Genomic DNA, 17400 nt, shown 5'->3' with positions numbered 1-17400 from the left:
CTTTTTTTACTTTTATTTGAAGCTTTTATCTATTTTAATTTCCTTTTTATCTTTTTAAGATACAAATCTATCTGTTCTTGGTCAGGAACAGTTGTAATTTCTTTAGTTTTTGCTATTTCAAAAGCATTTAGTGCTGCTGTGTAATACTCTTTTTCGTAATGATACTTTCCTATTAAGTAATAGGTTTTCCAATACTCTGGATTACTATTTTGTAATTTGGTTAACATGTTTGGAACAATGTGCTCATCATTACTAATTGCTTTTTCCACTTGTCTGCTTAAAACACGATAGGTTTCGTAATCTAAATAAGCCTGAGTATATTGAAACGGATCTTTTTCAATAGTTAACTCTTTATTATTTAAAGGTAAAGCCTGATTATTTTCTGGACCTTCATTAAAAACCGTATTCAAATTATAGGCAACAAACTCGCCTAACTGATAGGGATTGGCTGATACCCAAACTAAAGCATCTTCAGGTTTAAAAACAACCCCATGATGTGCCAACAACTGATTTAACGCTTTTTCGTTACCATATCCAATATCTTTATTTTGTAAACCTTCTTTGTTTCGTAAAATATCGACAGCAATTTCTGGAGTGAGTTTTGGAGTTGCGTCTAAAAGCTCTTCCATACGTTTGTAACGGTATTGCGAATGACTTTCAGCTTTGTGTTTCATGTTTTTTTCATCATGGGCATAAGCTTCACTTTGAAAGTGATTGGAGCAAATTAACTGATTGGAATTTTCAACCTCGTAAACCCCAAAATTATTAGGAGATACTTCAATAGTAATGGCTTTATTGTCTTTGGCGCTTCCTACTAAAATAGATTCTGAAACAAAAACCTGGCGTTTTTTAGCTATTTCTATGGCTTCTTCTATATTAGAAGCATATTGTAAAATCTCACGAGTAAGAATAGAGATTGGGGTTTTGGCCACCCACGGAATATCAGATTTTCCAGCGTTTATTGTTACAGTTAACCCTTGATTGTTCATTCCAGAAACCACACCAATCATGCCTGCCCAAGTTACAGACATAAAACTGTAGCCATTGGTAGGTTTTACAAAAGCAATTATTTTGTCTTTGGCAAAATCGTCTCCAGCATAAAAGTCAAAATTTCTGCCTATAAGTAATTTGCCATCTTCCGTTTTATCTCCCCAAGCAGCAAAGGACGAGCAGCCAACTAACATAAGGTCTTGAAGCGCGTGACCAATATCGTGAGCACTATGAAAATACAACATTCTTAAATAGCTATCTGCTACATATTCATATTCATCTCCTGCATATTTTGAAAGTCCTAAAATTTCAGATTTGTACTCTTCGGGAACATTTAAATACATTTTCCGGTTGTACCAAGCCAGCATTTTTCGTAATAGAGATTGTTTGAATTTTGATGGTACTAATTCGTCTACTTTGCTTAAAAAAGCATGCTCTTGTTTTTCAAAAAGTTCTTGGGTTAAACTCCCTGTATTTAATCCAATTTGATAGGGATCTCCGGCAACAAATAATTCCCATTGACCAAATTTATTTTTTGTTAGAAAGCCATTTTCAGTGGTAAAAGAGCTGTCTGATATTGTTGCTCGTTCTGGAATATGCTGTTTGTAACTACTAACATCTGGTATATCTTTTACAGATTTAGAAACACCACAAGAAGCAAGGCTAATTATTAAAAGCAATAAAAGTATCTTGGAAGTCACCTTCATTTTTCTTTAGTTTTTGGTTTATTTGCTTCAATAATTTTATTTAATAAATAGTCCTGTCCTAAAATTTCCGAACAGCTTACAACAGCTCCAATGGTTACTCCCAAAATGCCATGCATGTTTAAACATTGTCCGGTAAAAAGAAGGTTGTCAATTTTTGTTTTAGGTGAAATAAAAGACTGCATGGATTTGTTTACATTTTTAGAATAACCATACATAGAACCGCGATTTGTAGCAATATAATCTCTGTAAGATAAAGGAGAAGACGTATAAGTTTCCAATATACATTCTCGAATATTAGGGAATTTTTTCTCTAATTCTATGATAATTTTTTCGGCTTTTTCTTGCTTAAATTCGTTGTAAGTTTGACCTCTATTATTTTTATCGGTTACGGTATTAAATGTGTTTTCCCAAGGCTCCACTTCTTCATAACGCATATAGGTCATTATGGTAATATTATCGCCATATTCGTCGTTATTTTTCTTGACTCCCATAGAAAACATATAATTTTCTGGCCAGGATTCCTGGGTATAATGTTGTGCATTCCAAACGGCATCAACCGATTTAAAATGGTAGTAATTCTTATTTATATATTTAAAACAATCAGGTTTTAAAACAATATATAAGCTAAAAGCTGCAATGGTACTTTCTATATTTTTTATTCTATTAACATAGGATTTTCGCAATTTCCCATCTCCTATTAAATCGATAGTAAGCTTAGGGTCTATATTTGAAATAAATTGATTTCCATGAATTTCATGACCATTTTTACATATAACAGAACTTATTTTTTCATCTACAAACTCAAATTTTACAACTTCGTGGTATTTATAAACTTCGCCACCAGCTTCTTTAAGTCTTCTAATTAATAATTTGGTAATTTGACTGCCACCATTTAAACAGCGATACGCACTTTGAATATACGAGTTTACCGATAAAGAATGTACATAAAATGGCGTTTTATAACCATCTCCAGCATATAAAAAATTGGTTCCAGCTAAAACGGCTTGTAAACGTTTATTTTTTGTAATGGACTCTAAAAACTCTCTAATTTGGAGCTTAAAAACACCATCGGCATAAGGTCTGCCTGGTTTTAACCTATATAATGGAAATTTATCGCAGGTTTCTCTTATTTTATTGCAATAAGCCTCTATAGCTTCTGTTTCATCAGGGAAATCTTTAGCTAAATTTTCAATAAATTTTTCATAACCTTGAGCGTAGTTATATTCCTTTTCATCATCGTCAAAAGTAATGGTATCAAAGCTGTCTTCATCCATTTTTTTTAATGCCAACTCCTCCATAATACCTAAATAATTAAAGTATTTATAGAGATTTTGCCCCTTGCTTAAGCTTCCTATATAGTGAACACCTGTATCGAAAATAGACTTGTCTCTAACAAAGGTTTGAAGATTGCCACCGTACTGCTGATTTTTCTCTAAAACGCAAACGCTGTAGCCTTCTTTTGCAAGAATAACTGCTGAGACCAGACCTCCTAAGCCGCTACCAACTATAACAATATCGTATTTAGATTTTGGTTTCAAAGCTCCTCTGTTTTAGTTAAAATTGAAATTTGATCCGCTTTATGAACTAACTTAAAAGAATGATGTTTAAGTATTTCTGGAGCAGATTTTAGGTTTGAAGAAAGCAAAATAATGTTACTTACTCCATTTAAAATGGCTGTTTTCAACTGCTCATTAGATATATGTATATTATCCAAAATAAGCACATTTGCTCTATGGGTTAAAACTTCTTTAGGTGTATCTAATACCGAAATTTTATAATGATTATTACTTAAATAACTATTTTTAATGATGTCGCTTATAGGTTTATCTTCAAAATATGTAAAGATTCTTCTATCTGGTCTATCCAAAGCTAATAAGAAGTCTAATTGTCCACAGCTTTTAGAAAAATGTAGAATACTATCTTTTTCTCCCACCAGATCCATGATGGATTTATAGATTTTTTTATTAGTTTTTAAATCTAATTTTACTTGCTTGTAAAGTGCATTACCTTTATACCTAAACTCTTCCAAAACAATCTGATGGAAATAACTTTCATTTTCAGCGATTTCTCTAAATGCATTAAATTCATTTTTAAAATAAGCGCTTATCTTTTTGGTAGTTTCTCTGGAGGTTCCGTTAAAAAACTCACTTTCAAATGGAATTCTATCTAATATTTTAACCGAAATGACACCACTTTTTATAACAAAATTTCCTTTTGGAAGTACTTCAGAGTTTCCATGAATAATGACAGGTACAATATCTAATTTAAATTTATCAGCTAAAAAGAAAGCTCCTTTATGGAAACGTTTTGCTTTATTGGTGTATGAGCGAGTGCCCTCAGGAAAAGCCATTAAACTATAACCTTGATTGACTTTTTCTTGAAGGTGGTCCACACCTTTTTCAATACCGCTTGATACCGGATAAAAACCAGCGAGTTTTACTGCTTTCCCAAAGAAAGGCGAATTATAAACCCAATCGTTGACCAAGAAAATTAATTTTGGATGCAACATTCCAATGGCTAAAATATCTAGAAAAGAGGTGTGATTGGCAATAATCATGGCCTGTTTTCTAAAATCTTCATTAGATTTATTAATTACTTTAATTTTATAGAAAGGGTAGGAGTATAAAACCGATTTCATAAACTTAGACATAACTCTATGGAACCAATTCATTTTAATTTTCATGCTTAATGGCACAACTTTCATAACAGTAATTCCGAATAAGGATAAAAATAAACCTCCTAATCCGTAATAAGTAAATGAAATAGAAGAGTTAATAAACATCAATATTGGCGACGGCTTACTCTGTTTGCTACCAATAAAAAACATGAATAAAAGTGGTTGTATTGCAAACGAAATTAACATGGCAGATAAAATACCAATTAAAGAAACCAAAGAAATACTATGAAGTGCTGGATGTTTAGCAAAAATTAAAACTCCAACTCCCAAAATAGTAGTAATAACGGAAAGTAGGATCGAGGTTTTATGTGTTGGAAGCGAGCTTTCTCCTGTTCTTAGTTCATGTAGTAGACCATTGGTAATAAAAATACTGTAGTCAATTCCTAATCCAAAAATAAAAGTGGTAATTATAATATTGAAAATATTGAATTCTACTCCAAATAAGCCCATAATTCCTATGGTTAACAACCACGTTAAGGCAATAGGGAGCAGAGTTACTAAGGTTAAAGAAAAGCTTCTGTAAAAAAGCAATAAAAGCAGTAAAACGACAAAAAACGAATAGCCAACCAAACTATTGAAGTCGGTTTTAAGGTTGCCTAAAAAGGTTTCGTTCATTTGTTTTCTGTCGATAACAAGTGTTTGCGAGCTGTCTTTAAATTTATTAAACAAGTTTTCGGCTTGGTTGTCTTTTAATTTAACTAAGGTAGTAATGGTTGTAAAATCGTTTTTGGTTGCAATATAATCGTCAACAGAAATGGTATTAAAGTTTTTAAAGCCTTCAACACTTAAAACATCAAAATCTGAATTTAAATGTGCGTAAAATTCATGAAAACTACTAGGTTTAAAACCTAATCTAACACCACTTTCAATAAGGTTATTTTGTAGACTTTGCTTTGTTTCTTCTGTCCAGAAATTATTCCAAGTGGCAAGCTGCTGCTCTTGGATTTTAGAGGATTTAATTAATGTGCTAATCGAGCTAAATCCAATAATACTGTCTTTTTCTTTCAGACTTTTTAGGATTGAAAAAATGCTGTCGTTTGCAATTAAAACATCTTGTTCTTTATTGCCGTAAGCTGCAATATAAACGGATTTAGAATTTATATTGGTTAAGGCATCTAATCTATCCTGGGCTTCGCGGAGTTCAGTTGGTTCAAAGTTTAAGTTAGCTAAATCGTTGTTGAAAGTTACTTTTGTATAAGTAAAGTAACTCATAAAAAACAGCAAAACTAAACCTATTAAAACCCATTTGTTTTTATGAAGCGGATACCTTGCTACTTTATCTAAAACAGTGGATTTTTTAGAGCTTTTACTTTTGTCTTTATAAACTAAAGGAATAAAAATTAAAGCAAAAGAAGAAGCTCCAAGCACACTAATAGCTGCAAACAGGCCTAAATCTTGAAGCGCTTGAGAATCTAAAAAGAGTAAACATAAAAACGCAAGAGCGGTAGTTAAACTGCTCATTAAAATAGGTTTGGTAATTTCTTGATACAGTGCTTTTACATTATTGTTACTTCTTATATGCGTTAAAATATGCAAGGCATAATCGAGAGTTATTCCAAGTAATACCGAGCCAATTCCTAAGGAAACAGCCGAAATTTTTGTTCTAATTAAAAAGAGTAAAGCTACTGCTAATAAAGCACCAAAAGCAGTTGGTACAAAAAGAATAAGAGGCACACTTAGCTTTCTATAAAAAAGAATTAAGATTAGTAATAAGACTGTAACAGCAATTCCAACGGTTAATTGAATATCTTTTTTTATCTGTTTGGCATTGGCAACTGCTACCAAAGCTCCACCAAAATATTCGCTACTAATTTTGCCTTTAAACTCCTTATTTAATTTAGAATTTAAACTATAAAGCTGTTCTGCAAAATGAGCGTTTTCAGATGTTTCGCTAGATGGATATGTAGGAGAAATAAATAAAAGAATGTGTTTTTTATCTTTACTCAGTAAAAAGCCATTTTGCATTGTAAACTCATTGCCAAAACTTAGAAGTTGTAATTTTTTTAAGGCTAAAAAAGAAAGACTTAACGGATCTCTTAAAATGGTTTCTTTAGCTACCATTCCAGACGGCGAAATCAAGGTTTTGTAATTGGCTGTAGTAATGGCTTTAATGCTATCCTTTTGAAGCTTGTTTTCTATAAGTTTATAATCTGAAGATTCTAGAAAATGAGGTAAGTTATTGTAGACAAAATCTAAAGTGTTGAGGATTTCTTCATCTTCAACTTTTCCTTGAATTTTGGTAAAATATTTATTTGAATTAGAGTTTATACTATCAATAAACTGGGTGGCATATTGCGTTAAGTCGTTAATAGAACCAGAAGGTTCTCTTTTGATATTGACAATGATTTTATCTGCGAAATTAACCGATTTTAAAACTTTTTGGAGATCGGCGTTTTCTTCGTTAATAGGAATAAGCTTGGTAATATCTTCTTCAAAAGTAATGTTTGAAGCTAGAAACCCTAAGCCTAAAACAAGAAGTCCTAAAGCAAAAAAGCCTACAATTTTTCTTGTGACTAAAAATGTATGTATATTATAAAAAAAGTTAGTCATTTTTTAAAGCCAAATTCTTTTTATCTACAAAGCTGAAGAAAATATATCCAATTAAACCAAAAACAATAGCTCCAATAATGGCTAAGGTAAAACTTCCAACAATATACGTTTTTAGATGCTCAATTGCTTCAAAATTGTCCATCATTTCTTCAATAGAATAAGAGATTTTTTCACCTAAAACCCATTGGCCTAATTCCAAACTTGCATAAATAATAAACGGAATAAAAGGAGGTAAACTCACATTGGAAAAGGCAAAAGATATGGCTTTATTTAATTTTAGAAAAATGGCGAGTGTAAGAACTAAAAAGGTATGAAATCCCCAAAGTGGCGAAAAGCCTATAAAGGTTCCTAAGGCAATAGATAGAGCCTTTTTTTTTGGCGAGTCGTTGTGACCTAATAAATCTTCTACAAAAAATTGTTTAAGTCCTTTTTTTTTAATATTTCTAATAACCCGTCTAGGTAAATAATAGATAAAAGTTAGAAATACAAGCCAAGTATTTAAGATACTAATTCTGGTAAAATCTTTAAAAGGTCTAAAGTGCGAAACACGTTCAGACTCATCATAAAGCACTTGAATAGGCATGTTTTTAACTTCTACATCTTTCCATGCCGATTTTACAATAACTTCAATTTCAAATTCAAATTTATTGGTGTAAAACTTTAAATCCTTAATAATATTTAAAGGGTATAACCTAAATCCAGATTGGGTGTCTTTAAGTTTGATACCTGTTTCTAACCAAAACCAAAAGTTAGAAAACTTATTTCCAAAGCTACTTTTTCCAGGAACACCTTCTTGCTCCATATTCCGGGAGCCAATAATTAGAACGTTTTTGTTTTGACTTTGTTCTAATTCATTAATAAAATTTGGTATATCGTTTGGAAAATGCTGTCCATCAGAATCTATGGTTATTGCGTATTTGTAACCTAGCGAAATGGCATGCTTAAACCCTTCTCTTAAAGCAAGACCTTTTCCTTTATTTTCTGTAAAATGTATTTGCTCAAGTTGCTGGTAATCTTTTAAAATAGTTGAAGTCTCATCTGTAGACCCGTCGTTAACAATAATAATATTGTTGGTTAATTCTAAAACTCCATTTAATACTCGTTTTAGGGTACGATGATTGTTGTATGTTGGAATTATAACGCATACATGCAGCTTAGAGATTTTTTTAGAAGTTAGTTCGGGCTTCAATTAATAATAGAGTCTTTACGGGTTTCCGACTCGAAATTACTGATTTTTCCTCTTATATAAAGGGATCGTCTAAATAATTAGGACTAAAATTTTTGACCAGGCTTTTTATTTTTGTTTTTAAGAAGATAGTTATAATGTTTTAATGCATTCATAATAGATTCAGCTTTATCATGACCTTCTACACTTATAACTAACTTTTGTCGATCCCATTTATCTTTCTTCTCATTTGTTAAAACAGGTACATGTATATTTAAATAAGCAAGATCTCCACCTCTTACATCAGGGCGTTTAAAAGAATAAACACCTTTAAAATCGTATAAATAGCTACTTATTTCCTTAGTCTTTTTTTTATTATACATGGTCAATCTTAAATAGTCTCCTTCAAATTTTGCTTTATAACTGTTTCTTAAATAGCCATTATGGTCATAACAGTATTTGCCAATGTACTCCGCTAAAAAAGCTTCGGTTTCTTCCATAGACACCTGGCTGTCGTCTTCTTCTTCCATTTTGGTATCAAAAACTTCTTCATTTCCGTTTTCGAAAACAATTTTTGATACTTCAGATTTTTTTATGTGATAGGAAGGTCCGGATAGGTTATCAGTCTTTTTGTAGGAAATTGTTTCAATATGAATTTCCTCTACTTTAGCCGATATTTCGTCATCGTTTGTAGTTATAATAAGATCTTGAGCAGAAACTGAACAAGTAAAGATAAACAATAGTAGGAAAGTAATTTTTTGCATGGGTTGTAAGTAATTATTGGTTGGTAATAGTTAATTTTTCTTCGTCTGTAAAGACTTTAGATTGTAAAATATAATCTCTAATATGGTTTTTTAAATTCTCTGAAGAGATGTGTTGATACTGTTTTAGTAGAAAGAGTTTATCTTGGTCAATATTATCTTTATACTTTAAAATTTTAGGAGTGTTTTCCTGAATTCCTAATCTTATAAATCGCGGTTCTATAGCGTTTGGTTCTTTTTCAATAGCAAATTCTATATATGAAACACCGTCGATAAAACCGTCTTTTTTTTCTTTTAGGGTTACGGCATATTTAGCTTTTAACGCAATAGCAGCTCCTTTATAAGCTACTAAATTAACATTGTTTTCTTTATTGACATCTTTTAGCATATTGTAAAAGAGTAACATATTTTCTTTGTCTTGTGTAGCTTCTTTATAGGCCAAACGAATTTCACTCAGATTTTGAGTCAGCGAAAAAAAACTTATAATAGATATAAATATGGCTAAAATTTTCACAATAAAAATGTTTTAGATGACTTTATAATTATTAGTCAATTTTAATGCCACAGTATCATCAAATGTCGTGCTGTTTTTTACTCTGTAGCCTGAATCTGTTTCAATAATGTTTAATTCTAATACTAAATCTGGTGTTTTTTCAGGATTAATAATTGCCATAAACTTAACATTACTAGACGATTCCATAAATAGTTTTTTATCTAGAATTTGCTCTGTGAGTTCCTTTATAATTTGCATCATGCAAACTCCAGGAGTTACTGGATTTCCAGGAAAGTGACCTTTAAAAACTTTGTGATTTTTATTAATAGTAATTTTAGCAGTAGCTAAATTTTCAGTCACAGTTAGAGTGTTTATTTTATAAAAGTCTTTTAGCAACATGATTAATTATTTTTACTTGTGTTAAGTTTATAAGCTAAACCAATTTGAAAAACAGAATTAAATTGATTTTGGTTTTTTAATAACTCGGATTCAAAATTATGAAATGAACCTGAATAAACATCAATTAATCCTTGTTTATAACGCGCTTCGATAGATAGTCCATTTTTAAACTCTAGACCAAATCCAAAAGACATAGTGAAGTCTATAAATGTGGCTTGATTGCCACTTCCTTCACCTCTGTTTATTAATCCAATTGGGGTATCGTCTATATCAAAATCAAAACCAGGAGTTGCTAACAAATATATGCCGAAATCTGGAGCTACAAATAGTTTATTTGTTACTCCAAGTGTAATATATTCTACATAAATTAAATCGTCATTCCTAGTTTTACCACCTTGGTTGGAATAACCCAATTCAGGTTGAATGGCGTAGAAGTCTGAAATTCTATTTTGATAAAACATACCAAAATAAACATTGGTTTTATGGTCTAAATGGGCATTAGTTAATTTAGAAATATTAGCACCTGCTCTAAATCCAATTCCTTTTTTTGATTGAGAATAGGAAATGCTCACAACAAAAATAAAACAGATGGATAAGAGTAAGTTTTTCATATTTTAAAGATAAGTTAAAGATCTTCTTTGAGACAAATTACATGTCGAATTTATAATAGACATTAAACTGGAACACAGAATTTAATTTGTTGTTTTCATAGTAGTTTCCGTCATTAAAATTATAAAAGCTATCTCTAACGTCTATGACTCCTTGTTTGTATCTAGCTTCAATACCAAGCCCTATAGGGAATTCGTAGCCAATACCACCAAATAAAGAAATGTCAATAGGTGTTATATCGTAATATGAATTATCTGAAATATTAAACTCCAAACTTGGACCAATTATAAAGTGCAAGCCTAAATCTGGAAAAAAATAAAATTTATTTGCAACAGAAAGCCCTAAATAATGAAGGCTAGCATTGTCTTGATTAACACGAATAATATCTCCAGAATACGGATCTAAATAGGTATAACTATCTCCTTTAAAACCTTGATTGGAGTAGGTCATCTCTGGTTGTAACTCATAAAAACGTGCAAAATGAAAATTGACAAACATGGCTCCGTTAAAACCAATAACTCTATCAGAATTGTATTGATTTGTAATATTAGAAGCATTTAAACCCATACGTAATCCTGGGTTAATTTTTACTTGAGAGAATGTAGGTAGGCTAATTGCAATAAATACAATTGCCATAAGTAGGTTTTTCATTGAGTAATAGATTTTAGGTTGATGGTTAGTTTAATATTACTATGTTTAATTTCGATTTGGTTTGCAAGATGATTATTTATTTTTAAAAATAAAAACTGAACATTTTCTTTTCCGTTTTTAGCGTTGATTATCTTTGTTAGCTTGTAGTTCTCGAAGAAATAATAATGCTTTTTATTATAGATAGCGGCTTCATAGATATCGATCTCATTATGAGAATAGCTGTTAGAAATTATTGGGTTTTCTGTAATTAGGACTTTAAAATCTTTTTTAAGAATATTGATGAGCATTTTCTTGTTTAGTTCATCTAAAATGAAATTCACCCGAAAATCATTTTCATTAAAGGTGAAATCGAACATTTTATTACCCATTTCTGTAGTAAAAGCTACCCGATGTTCCTTATCTGCTATTTTTTTGATGATTAAAAGTCCGCTAAAATTTCTATCATAAACATCGATAGATGCTTTATAAACATAGTCTATTCTGGAATCTGACAAGTAAGGGTTTTCAATCTCTTTTGAAGTCGAATTCTCTGCTTGAAAATTTTTCTTTTTAGGATAACTTCCACAGGATACTAAGAAAAAACAAAAACTAATTAATAAAAATCGCATCCGCAAGAGGTATATTTATTTCTTTATTGGTAAAAATAATTTTAGTGAAATCTCCTGAAGGTTCTATCATTTTCACTTCTAAAACATCCCCTTTTTTGTTGAATGTTATTTGAAAATCGGAAATATATTTTGTAGATTTTTTATCTTTAGGACTAAAGTGTACCTGACTGTTTTTGTCTTTTTTATAATAAGTAATTTCAAAGGCATCATCATCAAACATATCACCTTTTATGCTGTTTATTATCAAACCATTTAATTCCTTAAACAATTTATTAGAACCTATATCTACTTGATTTTTCTTACCTTCATCGTTAATAAACAGGGTTTCATTTTTAAAAATCACGGCATAATTGTATGGTTCGGTATATACCCATTTAACAAGATCTGGTGTTTTAAAAGCGAGTTTTCCTTTACTAACAATATCGTTAGATAAAAAGTCTAAATGTTTGTATTGAGTAAAATTACTAGAAATAGTTTTTGTAGTTAAAGCTTGTTGTTTAACTAGAGTCTTTAAAGCTTCGGCCTCTGGTGCAGACATTTTTGTTTGCGCTTGAACTGCAACAGATATAAAAAATACAATAAAAACGAAATTACGCATAAGGTTCTATATTAAATAAGCTATCAACGGTTACAGCTTGTAATTTTTGCTTTTGTAAAATTAACAATAACTGTTCCAAAACCCATAAAGTTTTTTCGCTGGTATCATGTAGCAAGATAACATCGCCTTTTTTTAAATTTTTAGAAGCGCGTTTTAATATACGTTCTTTACTTAAATTGGTTGTGTCTAGAGAGCGTTTATTCCATCCAATAGCCTGCAGTTTGGTAGCCGTTATGGCTTTTTTAATTCTTGGATTAGTCACCCCAAAAGCGGGTCTGTATAAATTTAGCGCTAAACCAGTTTTTTTAAAAACCATTTTATTTGTTTGTTCTAATTCTTCTATGACCTGTTTAGTACTAAAAAATCCAAACATTTTATTATGAGAATAGGTGTGATTGCCAATTGTATGTCCTTCATTTATAATTTTTTTGAGGAGCTTTGGGTAGTTTTCTATGTTTAATCCAATACAGAAAAATGTAGCTTTGACATCATGTTTTTTTAAGAGTTCTAAAACTTGAGGTGTGAATTCCGGATTTGGACCATCGTCGAAAGTAATAGCTACCTGATTTTTACTAATAGACGGGTTCGAGTTAAGAGCTTTTAGATGGTAATTCCACCCAATTAATCCAGACCCCAAAGCAGTTAGTAAGAACCATATTAAACCTGATAAAATAAACCACCAAAATGAGATGTCAATTAAAAAGTAAGCGACTATTAAACCTATTAAAATAATAAGTGCCAAGCTGTTTACATTTTTAAAGTTTAGCATGATTTAAGTAAGGTGAAACTATGGTTTTCTCCACGATACATATTATAAAGTAGTATATACTTAAAAGAAGAAGTTTTTATATTATTCTTCTTTATAACTTCTGGAAGCGTTTGTGTTTTTAATATTTTTGAAGCTATCCAAAGACCAAAAGGAGAGGCTGTATTGAATTCTCCAATAAGGTGTTTGTAGCAGACTTGTTGTGTATTACTAAAAATACCTGAGGTAAGTAGGTTGTAATAACCATCAAATTCTATATCTCCGTTATTTCCTAAAACAACAGCATCTATATCCTCAGCCTTGAGGCTGTTTTCTTTTAAAAAATGCAATGCTGTTTCGCTAAGCTCGTTTTGCGCTAAGGTATTATACATTTTTACTGAAATAATTTCAGCATAAGAGGAGGCTTGTTTTTTATTAGATAGGACAAAAAAGCTTGCCCCTTCACCAAAAACAGCTCCTTTAGTTTTAGAGCTTAAAACATCTAAAGATGAAATATTTTCTTCCTTAACATGATGAATAATTTGATTTAATTTGGTTGTATGATCTCCTAATTCGTCCACACCTCCAACTAAAATGTTTTGGGCTTCATCTAGTTCTAACTGAAGTTTAGCGTCTAATAAACCAGATTCAAAAGAATTACTTCCATGAACATAGGTAAAATTATAACCTTTACATTGCAGCTCTAAAGCAATTTGACCACCAACTGTATTGTGGGTAGATTGAATAAAAGATGTTGGTGTTAAATACTGCTCGTTGTTATTTATTATGGCGCCTAAAAATTTTTCTGAATCTCGTAAGCATCCCATTCCAGTTCCGGTGATAACGGCATCCACTTGTTCTAAACCAGCTTCTTGTAAAGATAATTTTGAAGCTACAACTCCCATTTTAATTCCTTTTGCCATACGTCTGGCAGCTGCAGGAGGAATGTAGTCTTTATATTTTGGTTCTACAGCAAAAATAACTTGATTTTCATGTATAATAACTTCGTCTAAAAACTCTGAATTATCAAAGGTTTTTTGAGGTGTAATACTCGAGATGCTATTGATGTAGACTTTTTTCATGTTCACTTCCTATGAAAACAGGAATCTATTTTTTAATTATGGTTCTTTAGAAAAAATTACTGTTGAACAATTTCCTCCAAAACCGAAGGAATTAGACATAACTGTTTTTAATTCTTTTTCTTTTAGTTTTAATTCTGGGGTGATATTAAATTCTTTCATTTGAGTTTTAAAATTCAAATTCGGAAAAATCACATTGTTTTGTAATGCTAAAATGGAATATACAGCTTCAATAGCTCCAGCAGCAGCTAGGGTATGACCTATATAGGCTTTTGTAGAACTAAATTCAGGTACATTTTCTTCTCCAAAAACACGAATTATAGCTCGTCCTTCAGATAAATCGTTATTTCCAGTAGCTGTTCCATGAGCGTTAATATAATCAATATCTTTAGCAGTATAACCAGCAACTTTAAGTGCCTTTTCCATAGCAAGAGTGGCACCATCTCCATGATCTGAAGATGCTGTTTGATGGAAAGCATCGTTAGCATTTCCATAACCCTTTACATAACCTAGAACATTTTTGTTTTCTGCTTTTACAACAGCATCAGACTCTAAAACTAAGAAAGCAGCAGCTTCTCCTAAATTTAGACCTTTTCGGTTTTCGTCGAAAGGCGTGCTGTAAGTGTCTGAAAGAATCATCAAGGTTTTAAAACCATTAATGGTAAATTTAGACATGCAATCCGATCCTCCCACAATAACACGATCCAATTGTCCAGATTTAATAAGTCTGGCTCCAAGCATAATAGCATTTGCAGCCGACGAGCAAGCTGTACTAATTGTAGTTACTAAACTTTTAGCTATACCTAGTTGTTCAGCAATTTTTTGAGTGGAATCTCCTGCATGGTGACTAGCAATATATCTCCTATTTGTATCGGTTTCAAGATAATTATAGTAATACTGCTCGGTCATATCCATACCACCAACACTAGTGGCAGAAATTAAGCCAGTTTTGTATTTATTGATATTTGTAATTCCCGAATTAGCAATAGCTTCTTTAGCGGCAATTGCACCAATTAAACCTGTTCTAGAGTAATTATTACCAGGTGATAAACCTAGAATTTCTTCTAACTCTGAATTAGTATAGGCAATTTCGCCCACCATAATGTCATCTTTATGGATAGTGTCTATTTTAGAAATTTTAGAAATTCCTTTTTTAGATTCCACAAGCGACTGAAAATTCTCTGCAACATTGTTTCCAATGGCAGATATAGCGCCCATTCCGGTAATTGCTACTCCTTTACTCATATATTTCCTGTGTAGGCAGGAACCTTTTATTAATTTACAATACTATGAAAATCTATTTGCTCACAAGTTTGTGGCGAATCTTATATTCAAAATGGATAAATAGATTCACTCCATTGAGAGACTCCTAATTTCGTCTGTCTGCCAATTGGCAGGTAGAAATTGGTTACTTAGATCTATGCTCGGTAATATAAGCAGCCATAGTGTTGATGGTTTCAAAAATAGCACGCCCTTCTTTTGGGTCTGTTAATTTAATGCCATAGTTTTTATCTAGCATCACAATTAATTCTAAAGCATCAATTGAATCTAAGGCCAAACCATCTCCAAACAGCAAATCATCATTTGCAATGTCTTCTACAGACATATCTTCCAAATTTAATTGCTCGATAATATTCTCTTTTAACTCTTGTTTTAAAGCTTCCATATTATGTATTATATAATGTTATTATGTTTTGTTTATTATGTTTTATTTCGCCTTCATTTGAAACTAAATATAAAAAGGCTTCGTAATTTTCACCTTCTAATTCCACCCAACCACATAGCACAGATTTTGCTTTATTTGTCTCTAACAGACTGTTGGTGTAACTCATTAAATGTTCGGCATTAAAACGTTCAAAGATAAAAAAACTATTCTCAGAATATAGCTTATATTTAATACTTATCTCCCCCAAACAAATATTTGGTAGCGTGTAAACAAAAACGGCTGGACTGGGAAAATAATTATCTTTATCTTGAATGGCTTTTTGATGGATAATATCTGTATCTAAACTAGATGCTTTATTAGAGAATACTAAAGCAATATTATTCTCCTTTTCTATATCTAACTGCTCTTTTTTAAGTAAAATATCTGCAGCTAAGAACGCCAACTTACTCAAATTATCCATTTTGAAAAACTTTGGATATTTCGTGTTCTGAGTTTTATAAGCTGCTTTTATAAAGTCTGAAAAATTAGGATGTTCTTCGTTAAATATAACAGAGCCATTTAAAGAAACTCGATTGTTCTTTATATGGCAAAAAGAGGATATGTTATATTTAGAATTCATACTTAATTACTTTTTTTTACACACTAAAATAGTGTGGTACTCTCCAACAGCTATATCTTCTTTTACTTCTAAACCTGCTTGGTCTATTAATTTAAAAAACACTTTTGCAGGATACATTTTAGAGTTTCCATTAGCCATTACTGTAAAGTAAAGTGAGGTTGCCTCCAGAATAAATTTTGCATTGTCGAAACGCTGTCTGTCTGTAAATGTTTCCATGATTAAAATTTCGCCATCATCATTTACGGCATCTGCACAAGCCTTTAATATGGTTAAAATTTCGTCTTCAGAAAAACAATCTAAAAATTGACTCATCCAAATAGTGTCTGCACCTTTTGGTAATTTCGGGTTTTCCGACAACCAATCTATTTCATGATGAGTTACTCTATCTGCAAAACCAGCTTGGGCTACATTTTCAAGAGCAATTTTTAATTGTCCAGGTAAGTCCACCATTTTTATAGAAACAGAATCGTTGTATTTACTTCCACTTATGGTAAACTTTCCTGTGTTTGCACCCACATCATAAATGGTTTTCGGGTTGTTTCTAAATACAGTTTCTAAGGCTTCTTGAAACACATCGTCTGAATAATGGTGGTCGAATTCAAACCAAGACTTCTGTACTTCAGGGGTTAGCTTAGACAAACCTTCGTAAATAGTATTCCAATCTCCTAGCTCTTTTAAGCCAGCAGGTTTTTTAGTTTTAATGGCTTCCTCTAAATGAAACAAGCCTTTATAACAAACCTCTTGAGTAAAGTTAATGTTAACATCTACTGTTTTATGGGAGTTTAAATAGTAACCTATAGTTGTTACTTCGTAGCAGTTGTTCTCGTCTTTAGAAACAATATCAGAGCTTTCAGCTATTTCTAATAAAACACCTACGCCATAAGCACTTAGGGATAATTCTTTTGCAATATCTTCTACAGAGATACCTCCTTTTTTTCTTCTATCGAAAATAAGATCAAAAATTCCAAGATTTCTTAAAGAAACTACAGCTTGAAATACAAAAGGAGCAAAAGCTATTTTTTGCGCTTCCTGAATGGCATCTATAGCTTTAATTGGGTTTTTAGACATGATTATTTTTTTTTT

The 17400-nt window shown here is 31.4% G+C and carries 17 protein-coding genes; all 17 read right to left on the bottom strand.

Annotation, left to right across the window (positions count from 1 at the left end):
- Positions 1–29: 29 nt before the first annotated feature.
- Entirely contained in the window at positions 30–1697 is a 1668-nt protein-coding gene (locus OS188_RS13245) for a C45 family autoproteolytic acyltransferase/hydrolase (RefSeq protein WP_267149331.1), read from the bottom strand.
- The gene (locus OS188_RS13240; RefSeq protein ID WP_267149330.1) at positions 1694–3235 is read right to left on the bottom strand and encodes a phytoene desaturase family protein; all 1542 of its coding nucleotides are present in this window, start codon (positions 3233–3235) and stop codon (positions 1694–1696) included. The genes OS188_RS13245 and OS188_RS13240 overlap by 4 nt, the downstream gene beginning before the upstream one ends.
- Positions 3232–6924, bottom strand: a complete 3693-nt coding sequence (locus OS188_RS13235) for an MMPL family transporter (RefSeq protein ID WP_267149329.1) — start codon at positions 6922–6924, stop codon at positions 3232–3234. The genes OS188_RS13240 and OS188_RS13235 overlap by 4 nt, the downstream gene beginning before the upstream one ends.
- Positions 6917–8113 carry a DUF2062 domain-containing protein gene (locus OS188_RS13230; RefSeq protein ID WP_267149328.1) on the bottom strand — a complete coding sequence of 399 codons (1197 nt, stop codon included), beginning with the start codon at positions 8111–8113 and terminating at the stop codon, positions 6917–6919. The genes OS188_RS13235 and OS188_RS13230 overlap by 8 nt, the downstream gene beginning before the upstream one ends.
- Positions 8114–8196: 83 nt before the next feature.
- The gene (locus OS188_RS13225) at positions 8197–8853 is read right to left on the bottom strand and encodes a hypothetical protein (protein WP_267149327.1); all 657 of its coding nucleotides are present in this window, start codon (positions 8851–8853) and stop codon (positions 8197–8199) included.
- A gap of 13 nt (positions 8854–8866) precedes the next feature.
- Positions 8867–9364, bottom strand: a complete 498-nt coding sequence (locus OS188_RS13220) for a hypothetical protein (RefSeq protein ID WP_267149326.1) — start codon at positions 9362–9364, stop codon at positions 8867–8869.
- Positions 9365–9376: 12 nt separating this feature from the next.
- Complete coding sequence (locus OS188_RS13215) at positions 9377–9742, bottom strand: ApeI family dehydratase (RefSeq protein ID WP_267149325.1); 366 nt, start codon at positions 9740–9742, stop codon at positions 9377–9379.
- Between the two features lie 2 nt (positions 9743–9744).
- Positions 9745–10353, bottom strand: coding sequence for an outer membrane beta-barrel protein (locus tag OS188_RS13210; protein WP_267149324.1), 609 nt, complete (start codon positions 10351–10353; stop codon positions 9745–9747).
- A 37-nt stretch (positions 10354–10390) separates the two neighbouring features.
- A complete protein-coding gene (locus OS188_RS13205; RefSeq protein WP_267149323.1) occupies positions 10391–11002 on the bottom strand; it encodes a porin family protein in 612 nt (203 codons plus the stop codon).
- Entirely contained in the window at positions 10999–11610 is a 612-nt protein-coding gene (gene lolB2 / locus OS188_RS13200; RefSeq protein WP_267149322.1) for a flexirubin biosynthesis protein LolB2, read from the bottom strand. Before lolB2 ends, OS188_RS13205 begins: the two co-directional genes overlap by 4 nt.
- Positions 11591–12208, bottom strand: a complete 618-nt coding sequence (gene lolA2 / locus OS188_RS13195; protein WP_267149321.1) for a flexirubin biosynthesis/transport protein LolA2 — start codon at positions 12206–12208, stop codon at positions 11591–11593. The genes lolB2 and lolA2 overlap by 20 nt, the downstream gene beginning before the upstream one ends.
- Positions 12201–12977: a polysaccharide deacetylase family protein gene (locus tag OS188_RS13190; protein ID WP_267149320.1), complete on the bottom strand. Its 777-nt coding sequence runs from the start codon at positions 12975–12977 to the stop codon at positions 12201–12203. The genes lolA2 and OS188_RS13190 overlap by 8 nt, the downstream gene beginning before the upstream one ends.
- Positions 12971–14035: a beta-ketoacyl synthase N-terminal-like domain-containing protein gene (locus tag OS188_RS13185; protein ID WP_267149319.1), complete on the bottom strand. Its 1065-nt coding sequence runs from the start codon at positions 14033–14035 to the stop codon at positions 12971–12973. The genes OS188_RS13190 and OS188_RS13185 overlap by 7 nt, the downstream gene beginning before the upstream one ends.
- A 36-nt stretch (positions 14036–14071) precedes the next feature.
- On the bottom strand, positions 14072–15277 hold the full coding sequence (locus OS188_RS13180; protein WP_267149318.1) for a beta-ketoacyl-[acyl-carrier-protein] synthase family protein: 1206 nt from the start codon (positions 15275–15277) through the stop codon (positions 14072–14074).
- A 163-nt stretch (positions 15278–15440) separates the two neighbouring features.
- Positions 15441–15698, bottom strand: a complete 258-nt coding sequence (gene apeE / locus OS188_RS13175; RefSeq protein WP_267149317.1) for an ApeE family acyl carrier protein — start codon at positions 15696–15698, stop codon at positions 15441–15443.
- A 1-nt stretch (position 15699) separates the two neighbouring features.
- Positions 15700–16317, bottom strand: coding sequence for a 3-oxoacyl-ACP synthase (locus OS188_RS13170; protein ID WP_267149316.1), 618 nt, complete (start codon positions 16315–16317; stop codon positions 15700–15702).
- 6 nt (positions 16318–16323) lie between these two features.
- Positions 16324–17400: methyltransferase (locus OS188_RS13165; RefSeq protein WP_323370465.1), on the bottom strand; the 1077-nt coding region annotated here is incomplete at its 5' end.

Source organism: Xanthomarina sp. F1114 (genome assembly GCF_026410255.1).
In the GTDB taxonomy this organism is placed as follows: domain Bacteria; phylum Bacteroidota; class Bacteroidia; order Flavobacteriales; family Flavobacteriaceae; genus Xanthomarina.
The sequence above is the reverse complement of the archived record's forward strand: the minus strand, read 5'-3'. Positions and strand labels throughout refer to the sequence as shown.